Here is a 14,988-nt window from a genome sequence, read left to right on the forward strand (position 1 = left end):
CGGAGGCCGCCCTGCCACACTGGCACGGTGGTGTCGCCCTACTCTCCGCACTCCTCATGGCTGCCGTACTCCCTCCTCAACGACGAGCCGGTGTCCGCCACCGGACGCGATCTGCTGGGCGCGGGACGCGTCGCGGAACAACTGGCCGGACTGCTCGTCGCCTCACGGGGCTCCACACCGTTCACCCTGGCGGTCGACGCCGGCTGGGGGATGGGCAAGAGCAGCCTGATGCGGCTGGTCGACGCCCGGCTGAGCGCGGCGCCCGGCGTGCAGACCGTCTGGTACAACGCCTGGACCTCCACCGGCGACGACGCCCTCGAAGGGCTGATCAAGTCCGTCCTCACCGGCTTCGACAAACGGGTGCTGCGCCGCGGCCTGCACCGGATCACCCGGCACCGCTCGCTGCTCGGGGTGCTGCGCGCGCTGAGTCTGGTGGTCGCCGGCCCGCTGGGGATCGCCGCGATGACCGACGAGCTGTGGAACTCGATGAACGTCGACGCGAAGACCCGCAACGACATGCGCGACGTGATCGGAGAGCTCGTCAGGGACTGGGCGGACGCCGGCCCCGGGCTCCAGGACCAGCGGATGCTCGTGGTCTTCATCGACGACCTCGACCGCTGTTCGGAGGAGACCGTCCTCGCCGTCTGCGAGGCGGCCAAGATCTATCTGGACGTGCCGGGCCTCGCCTTCGTCATCGGCTGCGACCGCTCCGCGATGGCCCCGAACGGACTGCTGCGCGACATGTCGCCCGCCGCCGCCGCGTTCATGGAAAAAATCTTCCAGACCAGTTACCGCATCCCGGTGACGGACGGCGAGGGGACCCAGGAGTACGTCCGCTGGTGCGCGGAGACCGCCGGCATCAGCCGCTACCTCGACGCGAGCCTGACCGACCTCCTCATCGAACGCTCGGCCCGCAACCCGCGCCGCATCAAACGGCTGGTCAACGGCTTCGTCCTGGAAGCCACCCTCAACCCGATGTGGCGGGACTTCGGGCCGGGCGGCGTGATCAGAACGCTGCTCATCCAGTACTTCTATCCCGACTTCTACCGGATGATGACGACGCCTTCGGGGGCTCCGGACGGGGATGTGGTCACCGAGTTCCGGACGTACGCCGAGCTGCGGCGGGCGCTGCGCGGCCCGGCCGACGACCGGTCCGACTTCAATCCCTTCCTCATCGCCCATGACGTGCGGCCGCTGCCGCCCGGCCAGACGGAGTGGAGGCCGGGCCTGCTGCCCGAACTGGAGCAGCAACTGCCCGTCGGCTTCCCGGGGCTGGCCGCCGATCCGGCGTTCATCTCGCTGATCGGGGAGCTGATGGCGCTGCCGGAGTCCAGGGAACTGGTGCGGCAGTTGCGGCAGGGCGCACCGGAAAGAAGCCTCACGCAGCTACCTCCGCCGCCGCCGCTCAACAGCGACGACCCGTACGCGTCCTACATGCCGCAGTACGGCATGCACGGTGGCCCGATCCCCTATCAGCAACCGGCCTATCAGCGGCCGTCGGCGCAGCCGGAACCGCCGCCCGACATCCCGTTCGCAGGGATGTATGTCATCTGGCTGGACGACCATCCGCAGAACAACGTGGAGGAGTCCGCCAGATTGACCAGGTTCGGAGCTGAGGTGTGGCAGGTCGCCGACGAGGGGTTGGCCTCCGCTGAGCTCGCCGTCCGCGAACCGGCGCTGCTCATCTCCAACGTCCAGCGTGGAGACGACGCCAACGCGGGATTCGAGTACGTCTCCCGGCTGCGGAGGAGTGCTGTCTACACCGGACCGGTGATTTTCTTCACGGATCGGGTCACTCCGGCGCGGGAGAGGCAGGCGTCCGCACTGGGCGTCGAAAAGGTCACCGCCAACTTCGAGGACGTGTCCTATGCCCTGCACCAGCTCAGCCGCGAGCGCGCCGCCAGGTCCGGCTGAAAGCGCCCGTCACAGCCCCACGGACCGTTCCCGCCGCACCGAGCGGCCCGCCAGGACATCCGTGCGCCGCCCGTCCTCGATGACGAAGCGGCCGTCGATGAGGACGTGCGGGATGCCCGTCGGGAGGACGCGGGGGGCGTCGAAGGTGGAGCCGGCGGCCACCGTCGCCGGGTCGAAGAGCGTCAGGTCCGCGCGGTAGCCCTCGCGGACCAGGCCGCGGTCGGGCAGCCGCAGCCGGGCGGCGGGGCGGGAGGTGAGGTGGGCGACGCACTCCTCCAGGGACAGGATGCCCAGCTCGCGCACGTACTTCCCCAGGTACTCGGGGAAGGTCCCGTACGCGCGCGGATGCGGCTTGTAGCCCATCAGGATGCCGTCGCTGCCACCCGTGTGGACCCGGTGCCGCATGATCGCCCGGACGTTCTCCTCGTGGCCGACGTGCTGCAGGATCGTCGACCCCAGCCGGTCGTCGATCAGCAGCCGCCGGGCCGTCACGAACGGCTCCTCGCCGCGCTCGGCCGCGCTGCGCGCGATGGTCTTGCCGACGCAGCCCGCGAGTCCGGGATCGCTCACCCCGGAGACCTCGATCGTCGCCCAGTCCATCGGCACGCCATGACAGCCGTCCGCCCCGTCGACCTCCATGACGTGGCGGATCTTCTCCGCCGTCACGTCGTCCCGCAGCCGGGCGAGCGTCGCCTCGGGGCCGCCCTCCGTCGCCCAGCTCGGCAGCATCGCCGCGAGCGTCGTGCAGCCGGGGAGGTAGGGGTAGGTGTCGAGCGAGATGTCGGAGCCGGCGTCCAGGGCCCGGTCCAGCAGGGCCAGCAGGTCGGGCGCCTTTCCCTTGTTCACGCCGAAGTTCATCGTGGCGTGCGCCAGGTGCAGGGCGCAGCCGGCGTCCCGGGTCAGCGCCACCATCTCCTCGTACGCCTGGAGCGCGCCCGCCCCGTACGAGCGGTGGTGCGGGCAGTAGTAGCCGTCGTACGCCGCCACCACCCGGCACAGTTCGGTGAGTTCGGCGTCCGACGCGTACATCCCGGGCGTGTACGTCAGCCCGGACGACAGCCCGACGGCGCCCTGTTCCAGTCCCTCCGCCACCAGCCGCTTCATCGTGGTGACCTCGGCCGCGGTGGCCGGGCGGTCCTCCCAGCCCAGTGCCAGCATCCGGACGGTGCCCTGCGGGACGAGATAGGCGGCGTTCACCGCGATGCCCCGGTCGAGCCGGTCCAGGTACTCGCCGACGCTGCGCCAGTCGAAGTCGATGTCCGAGCCGTCGCCGTTCCAGCCGGTGATCTGCGCGCGGACCTCGGCGAGGGTGCGGTCGTCGACCGGCGCGTACGACAGCCCGTCCTGCCCCAGCACCTCCAGCGTCACACCCTGCGCCGCCTTCGCGGAGTGGTCGGGGTCCCGCAGCAGGGCCAGGTCGCTGTGCGCGTGCATGTCGATGAACCCCGGGGCCAGGGCCAGGCCGCCGGCATCGACGACGCGGGTTCCGGTCAGCCGGATGTCCCCGAACCGCGCTGCGTCCTCGCGCCGGATCGCGGAGATCCGGCCCCCGTCGATGCCGACGTCGGCCCGGTAGGCGGCCTCCCCGCTTCCGTCGATGACGCTCACGTCGCGGAACACGAGATCCATGCCGGTGCCTTTCCTGTGCTCGGCCTGCTGGACTGGGCGAAAGGGCGCAAAGGCTTCGAAGGGTTTAGAAGAAGGTGCGGATGTAGTCCGTGACCGTGCCGTCCGCCTCGACCAGCGGCAGCAGCTTCCACTTGTCGAACGCCGTGCAGGGGTGGGAGAGGCCGAGGCCGACCCATTCGCCGATCTCCAGACCGGCGCCGGGCCCGATGGCGACGAACGCGTGCTGGTCGGAGAGGGCCGTCACCGTCAGCCCGGTGGCCGGCCGCAGCGCGCCGTCGGTGCCGCGGACGACCTGCGGTTCCGGCAGTCCGAGGTCGAAGGAGGCGTCGCGCTTGCCGGCGTTGAGGAAGGCGAGCGCGCCTTCCGGCTTGGAGACGACCTGGGCCCAGAGCCGGAACGCGGGCTGGAGGGCGCCCTCCTGGGGGATGCGGTCGTGGAACGGGGTGATCTCGCGGTAGTGGCCGTCGTCATGGGTGATGTAGGCGCCGGAGCGCAGCAGCTTGAGCAGCGGCTTCGAGAAGTCCGTCGCCCCGACCGGCTGGAACACCTCGGCGACCGTGTCGAACCAGCCGCTGCCGCCCGCGCTGAGGATGATCTCGTCGGCGTCCGCGAAGCGCCCGGCGGCGTCGAAGTCCCGGGTGAGGGCGACGAGCCGGTTCAGCCAGTCCCGGACGGTCTCCTGGGTCTTGACGGGGATCTCGCCCTCGTACCCGGCGACTCCGACGAGCCGCAGATGGCGGGCTGCGCCGACCGCGTCGGCGACCTCGGTGGCGGCCGCGGCACCGCGTACGCCGGTCCTGCCGCCCTGCTCGCCCAGCTCCACGACGACGTCGACGGGGCGGGTGGCATCGGCCAGCGCCGCGTCCATCAGTTCCACGCCGCGCACGGAGTCGACGTAGCAGGCGAAGCGGAAGTCCGGGTCGGCGGCGAGCTCGGCGGCGAGCCAGCGCAGCGCCGCGGCGTCGACCAACTCGTTTGCAAGGAAGATGCGTTGGACGCCGAAGGCGCGGTAGACCCGGACCTGCGTGGGGACGGCGGCCGTGATGCCCCAGGCGCCGTAAGCGAGTTGGCGGGCGAAGAGCTGCGGAGCCATGGACGTCTTGCCGTGCGGGGCGAAGGCGAGGCCGTACTTCTCGGAGTAGCTCTCCATCAGCGCGAGGTTGTGCTCCAGGGACATGGCGGACAGCGTGAGCACCGGAGTGGTGAAGCCGCCGTCGAAGAGCGAGCGCCGCTCGGCCGCCAGCTCGCCGAGGGTGAGCTCCGCGGCGTCCGGCGGCAGGCCCTTGAAGCGGTGGCCGACCCGCTCCTCGTGCAGCCGCTCGGTCGTCTTCGCGACGTCCATGGAACCTCCTGGAGAATCTCTGCGCGGATCTTTGCGTTGCAACATGTGCAACGTCCATTGCATGTCTTGCTTCCTGCTGTCTAACATCCCGGCAAGCACCGGGTCAACGGTGTGTGAAGCACCGCCCGAACCGAACAGCACCCGCCGGCCGGCCCGGACGGCGACCGTCCGTCGGCCCGGACAGTGACCGTCCGACACCCCGGGCGGCAACCGTCCGACACCCCGGACAGCAACCGACCGAAAGCCCACCCGACAGCCCCATGAGGAGCGAGAGCGACCGTGACCGCAGTCCCGAGCGGCCCGCAGTTCGACGTAGCGTGCCTTGGCGAATCCATGGTCACCTTCGTGCCCTCGCAGCCCGGCAGCCTCGCCGACGTCCCCGCCTTCCACCGCGGGATCGGCGGCGCCGAGTCCAACGTCGCCTGCGCCCTCGCCCGCTCCGGTCACAGCGCCCGCTGGATCAGCCGGGTCGGCGGCGACGGCTTCGGCGACCATCTGCTCCGCGCCGTCGCCGCGACCGGCGTCGACGTCACCGCCGTCCAGCGCGACGCCGACCGCCCCACCGGCATCTACTTCAAGGAACAGCTGGCGGACCGTACCGCCGTGCTCTACTACCGCGCCGGCTCCGCGGCCGCCGCCATGTCCCCGGAGACCGTGCACCGCCGCGACGCCTGGTCCGGCCGCATCCTGCACCTGTCCGGCATCACCGCCGCGCTGTCGCCCGAGTGCCGCGCCCTGATGCGCTCGCTCGTCACCCGTGAACCGGGCCGGCCCCTCGTCTCCTACGACGTGAACTTCCGCCCGGCCCTCTGGGGCACCGGCGACGACCCCTGGCTGCTCGCCGAACTCGCCCGCGGCTGCGACATCGTCTTCGTCGGCGAGGACGAGGCCCAGGACGCCTGGGGCCTGGCCGACGCGGCCGCCATCCGCACCGCGCTCCCGGAGCCCGCCGTCCTCGTCGTCAAGCAGGGCAGCACGGGAGCCACCGCCTTCACGGGTGACACCGCGACCTTCGTCCCCGCCCTCGCCGTCGACGTCGTCGAACCCGTCGGCGCGGGCGACGCCTTCGCCGCCGGGTTCCTCTCCGCCACCCTCCGCGGCCTGCCCCTCGCCGACCGGCTGCGCCACGGGCACGTCATGGCCGCCGCCGCCCTCACCGTCCCCGGCGACCTCGGCACACCGCCCGCGCGCGCCCACGCCGACGCCCTTGTCGCCCTCGGAGAGGACGCGTGGGGGACACTGCGGCTGGGCCCCGGATGGACGGATCGGGCTGGCGGCACGGAACCGGCCGGACAGCCGGAACCGGTCGGGCAGTCGCATCGGGTCCGGCAGTCGGATCGGTTCGGACAGACGGATCGGGCCGGACAGACGGATCGGGCCGGACGGACGGAGAAGGACAGATGAGCCAAACAGTCGACCGCGCGCTGCGCATCCTGCCGCTGCTCGCGGAGGGGCCCGCCAACCTCGAACAGGTCGCCACCCGCCTCGACGTCCACAAGTCCACAGCGCTCCGGCTGCTGCGCACCCTGCACGAACACGGCATGGTCTACCGCCAGGAGGACCAGCGCTACCGGCTCGGCGCCCGGCTCTTCGCCCTCGCCCAGCAGGCCATGGAGACCCTGGACGTCCGGGAGATCGCCCACCCGCACCTCCTCGCCCTCAACGAGAAGATCGGCCACACCATCCACCTCGCGGTCTACGAGGAGGGCGAGGTCGTCTACATCGACAAGGTCGAAAGCCGCTACCCCGTCCGGATGTACTCGCGGATCGGCAAGCCCGTCGCGATCACCGTCGCCGCCGTCGCCAAGCTGCTCCTGGCCGACCTCCCCGAGGCCGAGCGCCGCTCCATCGCCGAGCGCCTCGAATACCCCAAGTACACGGCCAGGTCGACACCCGACGCGGCCGCCTTCCTCACCGAGCTGCTGCGGGTACGCGAGCAGGGCTGGGCCACCGACCTCGGCGGCCACGAGGAATCCATCAACTGCGTCGGCGCCCCCATCCGGGGCGCGGACGGCAGGATCGCCGCGGCGATGTCCGTCTCCGCGCCGAACGTCGTCGTCACCGCCGACGAACTGCTCAAACTGCGCCCGCTGATCCTCCGTACCGCGGAGGCCATCAGCCGGGAGTACTCAGGAAACACCGTTTCGAAGGACACCCCATGAGCGACAACTCCCGGACCCACGAGTCCGCCCTCCAGAAGACCGCCATCACCCCGGCGACCCACACCACCCCGCCCGCCCGGTTCTCGCACGGCGTGCGCAAGGGGAACCTGCTCCAGGTCGCCGGCCAGGTCGGCTTCCTGCCCGCCGTGGACGGCCAGGCCCCGACCCCCGCCGGCCCGACGCTCCGCGAACAGACCCTCCAGACGTTCGCCAACGTCAAGGCGATCCTCGAAGAGGGCGGCTCCTCCTGGGAGGACGTCATCATGACGCGGGTCTACCTCACCGACACCGCGCACTTCGCCGAGTTCAACGAGATCTACAACGAGTACTTCGCCGGTCTCAAGGAAGCGCCGTCGGCCCGCACCACCGTCTACGTCGGCCTCCCCGCCGGCCTGCTGATCGAGATCGACGCGCTGGCCGTCCTCGGCTGACGATCCCCCGATCCCCCCACCACCCTTCATCCCCCCGAACCCCCTGACACCACAGGTCTCCTTGCAGCACCGCACCACCAACCCTCAGCCGCCGCACGGCGCGGCGCCCGCACCACGGGCGCCGTGCCGCGGTCCCCCCTGCCCTCCCCCGAATACGGAGTCCCCACGTGTTCTCATCGCTCGCCACCCTCGCGGCAGACCCACCACCGACGATGCACACCGGCGGCCTCCTGCTGCTGATCCACGGCACGGCCGGACTGCTGACCGTCGCCGCCCTCGGCATCGGCCTGCTGCTCGTCCTCATCATCAAGGCGCGCGTCCAGCCGTTCGTCGCCCTGCTCGGCGTCTCCATAGCAGTCGGCCTCGCCGCGGGCCTGTCCGTCACCGAACTCTTCGGCACGGTCCAGAAGTCCAGCGCCACCTCGCTCATCGAGACCGGCATGGGCGGCACCCTCGGCCACATCGCGATCATCATCGCGCTCGGCACGATGCTCGGCGCGATCCTGGAGATATCCGGCGGCGCCGAAGCCCTCTCGGCCCGCCTGCTCAACGCCTTCGGCGAGAAGCGCGCCCCGCTCGCGATGGGTCTGACCGGCCTCATCTTCGGCATCCCGGTCTTCTTCGACGTCGGCATCTTCGTCCTCGCGCCGATCGTCTACGCCGCCGCCAAGCGCGGCGGCAAGTCGATGGTCCTCTACGCGATGCCGCTGCTCGCGGGCCTCTCCATGACCCACGCCTTCCTGCCCCCGCACCCGGGCCCGGTCGCCGCGGCCGGCCTGCTGCACGTCCAGCTCGGCTGGGTCATCCTGATGGGCGCCGCGGTCGGCATCCCGTCCGTCATCGCCGCCTGGGTCTACGCCGCCTGGATCGGGAACCGCATCTTCGTCCCCGTCCCGCAGGACATGGTCGACGCCGCCGACGAGGCCAAGGCCGCCGTCGCCGCCGAGCAGCAGGCCGCGGGCGTCACCCCCGTCGAGACCCCCGTCTCGCTCGGCACGGTCCTCGCCATCATCGGCACCCCGCTCATCCTCATCCTGTGCGCGACGTTCTCCTCCATCGCCCTGGACCCCAGCACCGGCCGCTCGGTCATCGAGTTCTTCGGCCACCCCTTCGTGGCCCTGATGATCGCGCTCTTCCTCGCCTACTACCTGCTCGGCATCCGCCGCGGCTGGTCCCGCAAGTCCCTCGAGACCGTCTCGACGGCCTCGCTCAAGCCGGTCGGCAACATCCTGCTGGTCGTCGGCGCGGGCGGTGTCTTCGGCGCCGTCCTCAAGGGCAGCGGGGTCGCTCAGGCGCTCGCCGACGCCTTCGACAGCGCCGGCCTGCCGATCATCGTCCTGGCCTGGCTGATCTCGGTGGTCCTCCGCGTCGCCCAGGGCTCCGCGACCGTCGCCATCGTCACCACCGCCGGAATCGTCGCCCCCATGCTCTCCGCCGGCGACTTCTCCCAGGCCCACCTGGCCCTGGTCATCATGGCGATCTCCGCCGGCTCCATCTTCGCCTCACACGTCAACGACGGCGGCTTCTGGATGGTCTCCAAGTACTTCGGCATCTCCGAACGCGACACCCTCAAGTCCTGGACGGTCCTCGAATCCGTCCTCTCGGTGGCGGGCTTCGCGGTGGCCGCCTCGCTGAGCCTTGTTATCTAGGCGCGCGTGGGGGTGGCCGGCCCGGCGGGGCCGGCCACCCTTGTCAGCTGCCGCCGGCGTCGGTGGCGGCGTCGGACTTGGCGTCGACGGGAATGTCGTCGGAAACCCCCGCCCACCACCCGTCCTCGTCATCCGCCCGCACCTTGATCCCGTGCACGAGCGCGTCGATGTCCGGCATCACCTCCCCGAGCCGCACGAGATCCCCGGTCGACGCGAACACGACGACGTCTACGGAGTGGTGCTCGTCGCGGAAGGCGTACCAGAGGTTGGCGACGATGTCGTTGTCGTCGAGCTCGACATGCCCCAGGGCTCTTAGGCCCTCGCCGAGGTGGCCGGCGTGGAAGGTGTCCACCTGGGGTGGACGGAGGAGTTCGGGGTCCTGGGCGCGGACTAGGCGCCGCAGCGCGCCGGGCTTATCGCCTTCGGCGGGGCCGTAGGAGACGGTGACAGGTAGCGGCAGTTGCCGCAGGTTCCCCAGGTGGATATAGGTGTGCTTTCCGAGCGGCTGCTTGGCGTAGACGTCGTAGGCCCGGAGAAGCCTCTTCACCAAGCGCCGATTCGCTAGCCAGCTATGAGGTTGTCCACGCAGCAGCAGGACCGTCTCGGCAGTCGATCGGGCCCACATGTCCCGAGTTCCCCAGGAATCGTCGGACCAGGTAGCGGGCGGCGTGATGTCGGCCCACCGGTCCAACGGGTAGTAGATATCGACCCAGCTCATGTCTTCGCTCCCGCGTTGATCGGCGGCGCGATGTCGGGATCGAGCCAACTGGTTTGAAAGCGAAAGGAGTTCTTTGCGTCGTCGTAAGACGTCACGCTCGGCTTCCTCTCAAAGATGCCGCTGCTACCGAGGCTCTTATCGGCCAGGTCGGCTGTTGAACCCACCACGAATGCTTGCTGGTTCCTCACTGCGTGGCCTTCGACACGCCGTGTCACCTCCTGCACCGCAGGGTTGTCAGCATGCTTCGCGAGTTCATGCGCATTGATCTTTCGAGAAACTGCGGACTCTCGTGATCCGCCTGCGTTGAATACGTCGGCCGCCGACACCTCCGGTTCGTGCTGCGACGGGTACTTCGCCGCCGCGCGGGCCCGCGCGTTCATTCGTTTCAACTGGCCCTCCAGGAACTGCCGTCGCGGCTTCGAAATGCTCCGATTACGCAGCTCGCGCGCGATCTCCTGCCGGGCCCCGCTCTGTTCGGCCCGGGCCGCCGACACGGCGTCCTTCGCCGCCTGCCGGGAGGCAACCCGCGTGGCGTCCACGCCCGCCGTCACCCCCTGTTCCGCCGCTTTGCCCATGCGCAGCGTGAGGATCGCGACGATGTCGAGGCCGACGTCGGCCCACGTGCCGTTGCCGGTGGCGGCCAGGGCGGTGTGGATGAGGGCGGTGCCGTAGGTGGCGGCTTCGGCTCCGGCGATGGCCCAGGACGCGGCGAGGGCGAGCCAGGCGGGGGCGGTGGGGGCGCAGGCGATGAGGACGGCGGCGATGGCCACGACGGTGGCGATCCAGCCGATGATCTCGAGCGCTTCGTTGATCCAGGCGGCGTTCCGTTCGAGGAGGTTGGAGGTCCAGCTCCAGCACGAGTCCTCCAGCGAGTCGTCGAGGAGGTCCTCGATGGCGCCGGAGAGGCGGCGGGCGTCGGTCTCGTAGTCGCCGACGGCGCCGTCGAAGGCGGCCTGTGCACGGATGAGTGAGGCGCGGGCGTGGTCGAGGTCGCTCTTTTGGGTGGGGGTGAGATCGGCTTCGGGGAGGGCGTCGAGCGGGGTGATGAGGTCGTGCGCGGCGGTGGCGGCGCGGTAGGCGGCGACGGTCTGGTGCTGGGCGTCCTCGACGGCTTCGGCCCAGGCGGAGACCTTGACGGCGACGGCCTCGTAGCGGTCGGCGACCTTGCCGAGCTTGTCGCGCAGACGGTCCGCGCCGTCCTGGAGGGCGTCGGCGTACTCGCCCTTCAGGCCGGTGCCGTCGGCGAGGGCGCGGAGCCGGGTGATCTGGGTGCGGATCTCGATGGCGGTGTCGGTCATGGTCCGGCGGCCGGTGCGGATGTCGGCGGGGGAGCCGGGGGTGGGGTCGGCGTAGCGGTCCTCGGTGCGCAGGGGGTGCCAGTCGCGGGGGCGGTGGGGCATCGGGAGGGCTCAGCCCTTCGCTCGGGCGGCGAGGTCGCGGTCGACGGCGGCGAAGGCCGCCTTCGTCCCGCGGACGAGGTTGAGGACCTGGCCGAGGTTCCAGAGGGTCTCCTTGCGGTTGTCCTTCCAGTTGTCGGCGAAGGTGTGCATGACCTCGGCCATGCGGGGGGCGCCGACGGCGTGGGCGAGGGCGTCCTGGGTGGCGGGGCAGCGCTGGAGGGCGGTGCGGATGGAGCTGAGGGAGTGCTCCGAGGCGTCGAGGAGGCGGCCGTCGACCTTCAAGTCGGCAGTGCTGGTGCATGTGTTGGACATGTGTCCGGACTCCTGTGGGGTTGTGTGCCTGTGGAACGATCTGTCCGGGCATAGGTCACAGGCATGAACCGGAGACGGAACAGGGTGAGTTGTGATGGTTGGCGGATACCGGCTGGTGCTGCCGCCCGGCTGGGGGCGGATTCCGTTGCGGGAGGGGACCGAGGACGCGATCCGGGGGATCGTGACGACGGCCTTCGACGGTTCGCGCGGGGACGCGGTGGCCCAGGTGCGGGTCCGGCTGGAGGGCCGGCTGCGGGAGCTGGCCGTCCGGGCGCGCCGGGACGGCGCCGGGCTCGACCTCTACCTCCCCGTACGGCCGCGCGGCGGAGCCGCCCCGGTCCCTGCGTCGTTCGTCGTGTCGGAGCTCGCGGTGGGCGGCAGGAAGGAGCGGCGGGAGTACGTCGTGGGCGAGGCCCGGCGGGTGGACTACGTGCTGCCCGTCCCGGATGTCCCGGGGCGTTGTCTGGCCGCCGCGTTCTCGACGCCGACGGCCGTGGCGGAGCCCCGGCTGGCCGATCTGATGGTGGAGCTCTTCGACGCCGTGATGGGGACTTTCCGCTGGTCGGAAGTGTCGGATTCGCCGCGGACCGGCTGACCGGAGACGTCCCGGCGTTCTTCGGTTCCCCGCGCCGACGGAACGCGCGATGAACACCCACTGAAGCAGAGGCGTCGGGTGAACGGGCACTTCGGGTCAAGGGGCGCATCCGGGCTTCCGGCAGGTTAGCGTCCCCTTCGGAGGAAGCCATGCCGACGAAGGAAGCCGCCCTGAAAGGGGCCGGTGACAGCGCCACCAGTGATGCCGGCGACACCAGCGACACCAGCACCACCACCACCGGGACCGGGGACCGGGGGACCGCCCCAGCACCGCACATCCGCCGCCGTGCCACCGCCCTGGCCGCGCTGATCACAGCCCTGGCGTTCTGCGTCGGCGACGCCGTCGCGACGACCTTTCCGTTCGGACGCCACAGCCGGAGCGTCAGCGACCTGGGCAACCAGTTCGTACCGTTCCACGCGCACCTGTGGGACCTGCTGCACGGCAGGGCCGACGGCGGGCTGCTGGTCAACTGGCAGTCCGGGTACGGCTCCAGCTTCCTCCCCGACTTCGGCACGTATCTGAGCAGTCCCTTCGCGCTGCTGGTCGGGCTCTTCCCGCGGGACGAGATCGACCTCGCGGTGTACGTGATCACGGTGCTGAAGATGGCGTCGGCGGGCGCCGCGATGGCGTTCCTGCTGCTGACGCTCCGCAAGGGCCGCTGGTGGACGGCCGGGACGCTCGGCGCCTCGTACGCGCTGTGCGGCTGGTCGATGGCCGAGGCGTCGTACAACCTCATGTGGCTGGACGGGCTCATCGCGTTCCCGCTGCTGTGCCTGGTCGGCGAGTGGGCGCTGACGAACCGGCGCCCGGTGCTCGGGCCGCTGGTCGTCGCCCTCGCCTGGACGGCCAACTTCTACACGGCGTACATGGCGACGATCGGCGCCGCGCTCGTCCTGCTGCTGCGGCTGCTGCTCGGCCGGGAGGACGTTCGGCGCAAGCTCGCCGTGCTGGGGCGGGCCGTGCTGGCGACGCTGCTCGGCATCGGGCTGGCGGCGCCGCTGATCCTCGTCGTGTTCAAGGCGACGAAGCTCGCGCACCCCGGCCGCGTCAACGAGTTCGCGCCGGCCGCGATGCCCGATGTGCTGGCGCGGTTGCTGCCCGGCACGTACACCTTCGGGACCCCGGCCGTCTGGGTCGGCACGGCCGCGCTGCTGCTCGCGCTGACCCTGCCGTTCAACGCGGCGGTCGCCCGGCGGGAGCGGGCCGGCTGGAGCGCGCTCGTTCTCATCGTCCTGCTGTCCATGCAGTGGAAGCCCACCCACCTGGCCTGGCACGCGTTCGCCACGCCCAACGGCAGTTCCTACCGGCAGACGTTCGTGCTCTGCGGGGTGCTGGTCATCGCCGGCTGGCTGTCCCTCGCGCAGGGCGTGCCGCGGCTGAAGCCGCTGCTGGGCGGCGTCGGGCTGCTCGTGCTGGTGACCGCGATCGGGAGCACCAGCGTCGTCACGGAGTCCTGGACGGTGCCGCTGCTGGCGCTCTCCCTGACGGCCGTGCTCGGCAGCCTGGTGCTGCTGCGGTCGGTGGAGGCCCGGCGGCTCACCGCCCGCTGGGCGCCGGTGCTGGCCGCCGCGCTGCTGGTGGGCGCGCAGGTCGCGGAGTCCGCGGTCTCGGAGGCGTCCTACGACAAGGCGCGGCTCGGGCGGCTCGACGACTACGGGCCGTGGAGCCAGCGGCAGGACGTGCAGAGCGCCGCGGTCTCGCGGTCCGACGGCTGGCCCGCGTACCGCACCGATCCCGGTCTCTGGCAGACGGTCGGCAACGATCCGCTGGTCGTCGGCGGGCAGGGCGCCCAGTACTACAGCAGCCTCACCTCGGAGGTCTGGGCGAGCACGCTGACCGCGCTCGGCGGCGGCTACTCCTCGCGCGGCCGGTCGCCGCGCAGTATCGACGGCCCGGTCACGGACGCCATCTTCTCGGTCGGCGCCCGGCTGCACTCCAACCAGGACCCGTTCCGGCACCCGCTGCGCGGCCCGTACACGACGACGGTGTCGGTCTCACGGATGGACGTTCCCCCGCTGGTGACCGTCCGCCCGGCCGGCGGACCGCGGTCCTACGGCGACAACACGTTCCGCAACCAGGAGGCGCTGCTCGGTGCGAGCGTCTACACGGTTCCGCGGGTCGACATACGCGACGCCGACGGCACTGTGCCGAAGCTGACGCTGGAGGGCCAGTACGGGGTCAGGGCGCGCGAGGCGGGGAAGAGCGGGCCCACGCAGGTGCTGCGGGCGCACTGCCCGGCGGGCAGCGAAGTGTTCCTCTCGGTACCGGACTTCGCCGGCCAGGGCGGGCTGCGCGGGGTGTCGGACGGGGTGCGCTTCGACGCCCGCCCGCCGCAGAACCGCGCGACCGTCCAGCCCATGGGAACGGTGCCGGCCTCCGGCGATGTGCGGGTGGACCTGATAGCGCTGGGCGCCGGTGCGCTGCCCAAGGAGCCGATCGGCTGCCTCGATCCGGTGAAACTCGCCGCCCGGGTGGCCGAGTTGAAGGCCACCGGCGCGACGCGGGTGTCGGTGTCCGGCAGCCGTCTGACCGCCGAGCTGCCGCCCGGCAGCACGGGTGTCGCCGTGATCGCCGCCCCGGCGATCGAGGGATGGAGCTGCTCGACGGGCGGCGGCGCCGCCAGGCCGGCCGGCAACCACCTGGGCCTGCTGTCGGTCCCGCTGGACGGCACGTCGCGCACCATCAGCTGCGACTTCACCCCGCCGGGGCTGAAGGCGGGGTCCGCGGTGGGCGGCGCCGCGGCGCTGGGGCTCTGCGCACTGGCGGGGTACCGGTGGTGGTCGCGCAGACGCCGTCACACCGCGGCGGCCGCGGCATGACACCGCGCCCGCCGGGA

General features: G+C 71.3%; 12 protein-coding genes. 7 read left to right on the plus strand and 5 right to left on the minus strand.

The annotated features are described in order from the left end of the window. Positions 1 to 27 precede the first annotated feature (27 nt). The gene (locus LNW72_RS25270) at positions 28 to 1,914 is read left to right on the plus strand and encodes a P-loop NTPase fold protein (protein ID WP_250977463.1); all 1,887 of its coding nucleotides are present in this window, start codon (positions 28 to 30) and stop codon (positions 1,912 to 1,914) included. A 9-nt stretch (positions 1,915 to 1,923) separates the two neighbouring features. On the opposite strand, the gene LNW72_RS25275 is transcribed toward LNW72_RS25270, so the two are convergent. Both LNW72_RS25275 and LNW72_RS25280 read right to left on the minus strand, forming a co-directional pair. After that, positions 1,924 to 3,543: a D-aminoacylase gene (locus LNW72_RS25275; RefSeq protein ID WP_250977464.1), complete on the minus strand. Its 1,620-nt coding sequence runs from the start codon at positions 3,541 to 3,543 to the stop codon at positions 1,924 to 1,926. 64 nt (positions 3,544 to 3,607) lie between these two features. Then, the gene (locus LNW72_RS25280) at positions 3,608 to 4,885 is read right to left on the minus strand and encodes an amino acid deaminase (protein ID WP_250977465.1); all 1,278 of its coding nucleotides are present in this window, start codon (positions 4,883 to 4,885) and stop codon (positions 3,608 to 3,610) included. A 333-nt stretch (positions 4,886 to 5,218) separates the two neighbouring features. Here LNW72_RS25280 and LNW72_RS25285 point away from each other — a divergent pair, with 333 nt between their 5' ends. The 4 genes from LNW72_RS25285 (at position 5,219) to LNW72_RS25300 (ending at position 9,127) form a co-directional block, all read left to right on the plus strand. After that, the gene (locus LNW72_RS25285; RefSeq protein WP_374117420.1) at positions 5,219 to 6,289 is read left to right on the plus strand and encodes a sugar kinase; all 1,071 of its coding nucleotides are present in this window, start codon (positions 5,219 to 5,221) and stop codon (positions 6,287 to 6,289) included. After that, complete coding sequence (locus LNW72_RS25290) at positions 6,286 to 7,047, plus strand: IclR family transcriptional regulator (RefSeq protein ID WP_250977466.1); 762 nt, start codon at positions 6,286 to 6,288, stop codon at positions 7,045 to 7,047. The genes LNW72_RS25285 and LNW72_RS25290 overlap by 4 nt, the downstream gene beginning before the upstream one ends. Continuing rightward, on the plus strand, positions 7,044 to 7,478 hold the full coding sequence (locus LNW72_RS25295; RefSeq protein WP_250977467.1) for a RidA family protein: 435 nt from the start codon (positions 7,044 to 7,046) through the stop codon (positions 7,476 to 7,478). The genes LNW72_RS25290 and LNW72_RS25295 overlap by 4 nt, the downstream gene beginning before the upstream one ends. 212 nt (positions 7,479 to 7,690) lie before the next feature. Continuing rightward, entirely contained in the window at positions 7,691 to 9,127 is a 1,437-nt protein-coding gene (locus tag LNW72_RS25300) for a gluconate:H+ symporter (RefSeq protein WP_250980305.1), read from the plus strand. Positions 9,128 to 9,170: 43 nt separating this feature from the next. On the opposite strand, the gene LNW72_RS25305 is transcribed toward LNW72_RS25300, so the two are convergent. From LNW72_RS25305 to LNW72_RS25315, 3 genes are all read right to left on the minus strand, one after another. Then, entirely contained in the window at positions 9,171 to 9,845 is a 675-nt protein-coding gene (locus tag LNW72_RS25305) for a hypothetical protein (protein ID WP_250977468.1), read from the minus strand. After that, positions 9,842 to 11,143 carry a hypothetical protein gene (locus tag LNW72_RS25310; protein ID WP_250977469.1) on the minus strand — a complete coding sequence of 434 codons (1,302 nt, stop codon included), beginning with the start codon at positions 11,141 to 11,143 and terminating at the stop codon, positions 9,842 to 9,844. Before LNW72_RS25310 ends, LNW72_RS25305 begins: the two co-directional genes overlap by 4 nt. Positions 11,144 to 11,254: 111 nt before the next feature. Further along, positions 11,255 to 11,557, minus strand: coding sequence for a hypothetical protein (locus tag LNW72_RS25315; protein WP_250977470.1), 303 nt, complete (start codon positions 11,555 to 11,557; stop codon positions 11,255 to 11,257). A 94-nt stretch (positions 11,558 to 11,651) separates the two neighbouring features. Between LNW72_RS25315 and LNW72_RS25320 the strand changes: the two genes are divergently transcribed. Further along, positions 11,652 to 12,152: a hypothetical protein gene (locus LNW72_RS25320; protein WP_250977471.1), complete on the plus strand. Its 501-nt coding sequence runs from the start codon at positions 11,652 to 11,654 to the stop codon at positions 12,150 to 12,152. Between the two features lie 149 nt (positions 12,153 to 12,301). Then, positions 12,302 to 14,971: a YfhO family protein gene (locus tag LNW72_RS25325; protein WP_250977472.1), complete on the plus strand. Its 2,670-nt coding sequence runs from the start codon at positions 12,302 to 12,304 to the stop codon at positions 14,969 to 14,971. Positions 14,972 to 14,988 lie beyond the last annotated feature (17 nt).

It is taken from the genome of Streptomyces sp. RKAG293, from assembly GCF_023701745.1.
Lineage (GTDB): Bacteria > Actinomycetota > Actinomycetes > Streptomycetales > Streptomycetaceae > Actinacidiphila.

What these genes read in the sequence shown, in the direction of transcription:
- LNW72_RS25275 (WP_250977464.1), bottom strand. Translation starts at nt 3,543, where the DNA reads ATGGATCTCGTGTTCCGCGACGTGAGCGTCATCGACGGAAGCGGGGAG.
- LNW72_RS25280 (WP_250977465.1), bottom strand. Translation starts at nt 4,885, where the DNA reads ATGGACGTCGCGAAGACGACCGAGCGGCTGCACGAGGAGCGGGTCGGC.
- LNW72_RS25285 (WP_374117420.1), top strand. Translation starts at nt 5,219, where the DNA reads ATGGTCACCTTCGTGCCCTCGCAGCCCGGCAGCCTCGCCGACGTCCCC.
- LNW72_RS25290 (WP_250977466.1), top strand. Translation starts at nt 6,286, where the DNA reads ATGAGCCAAACAGTCGACCGCGCGCTGCGCATCCTGCCGCTGCTCGCG.
- LNW72_RS25295 (WP_250977467.1), top strand. Translation starts at nt 7,044, where the DNA reads ATGAGCGACAACTCCCGGACCCACGAGTCCGCCCTCCAGAAGACCGCC.
- LNW72_RS25300 (WP_250980305.1), top strand. Translation starts at nt 7,691, where the DNA reads ATGCACACCGGCGGCCTCCTGCTGCTGATCCACGGCACGGCCGGACTG.
- LNW72_RS25305 (WP_250977468.1), bottom strand. Translation starts at nt 9,845, where the DNA reads ATGAGCTGGGTCGATATCTACTACCCGTTGGACCGGTGGGCCGACATC.
- LNW72_RS25310 (WP_250977469.1), bottom strand. Translation starts at nt 11,143, where the DNA reads ATGACCGACACCGCCATCGAGATCCGCACCCAGATCACCCGGCTCCGC.
- LNW72_RS25315 (WP_250977470.1), bottom strand. Translation starts at nt 11,557, where the DNA reads ATGTCCAACACATGCACCAGCACTGCCGACTTGAAGGTCGACGGCCGC.
- LNW72_RS25320 (WP_250977471.1), top strand. Translation starts at nt 11,652, where the DNA reads ATGGTTGGCGGATACCGGCTGGTGCTGCCGCCCGGCTGGGGGCGGATT.
- LNW72_RS25325 (WP_250977472.1), top strand. Translation starts at nt 12,302, where the DNA reads ATGCCGACGAAGGAAGCCGCCCTGAAAGGGGCCGGTGACAGCGCCACC.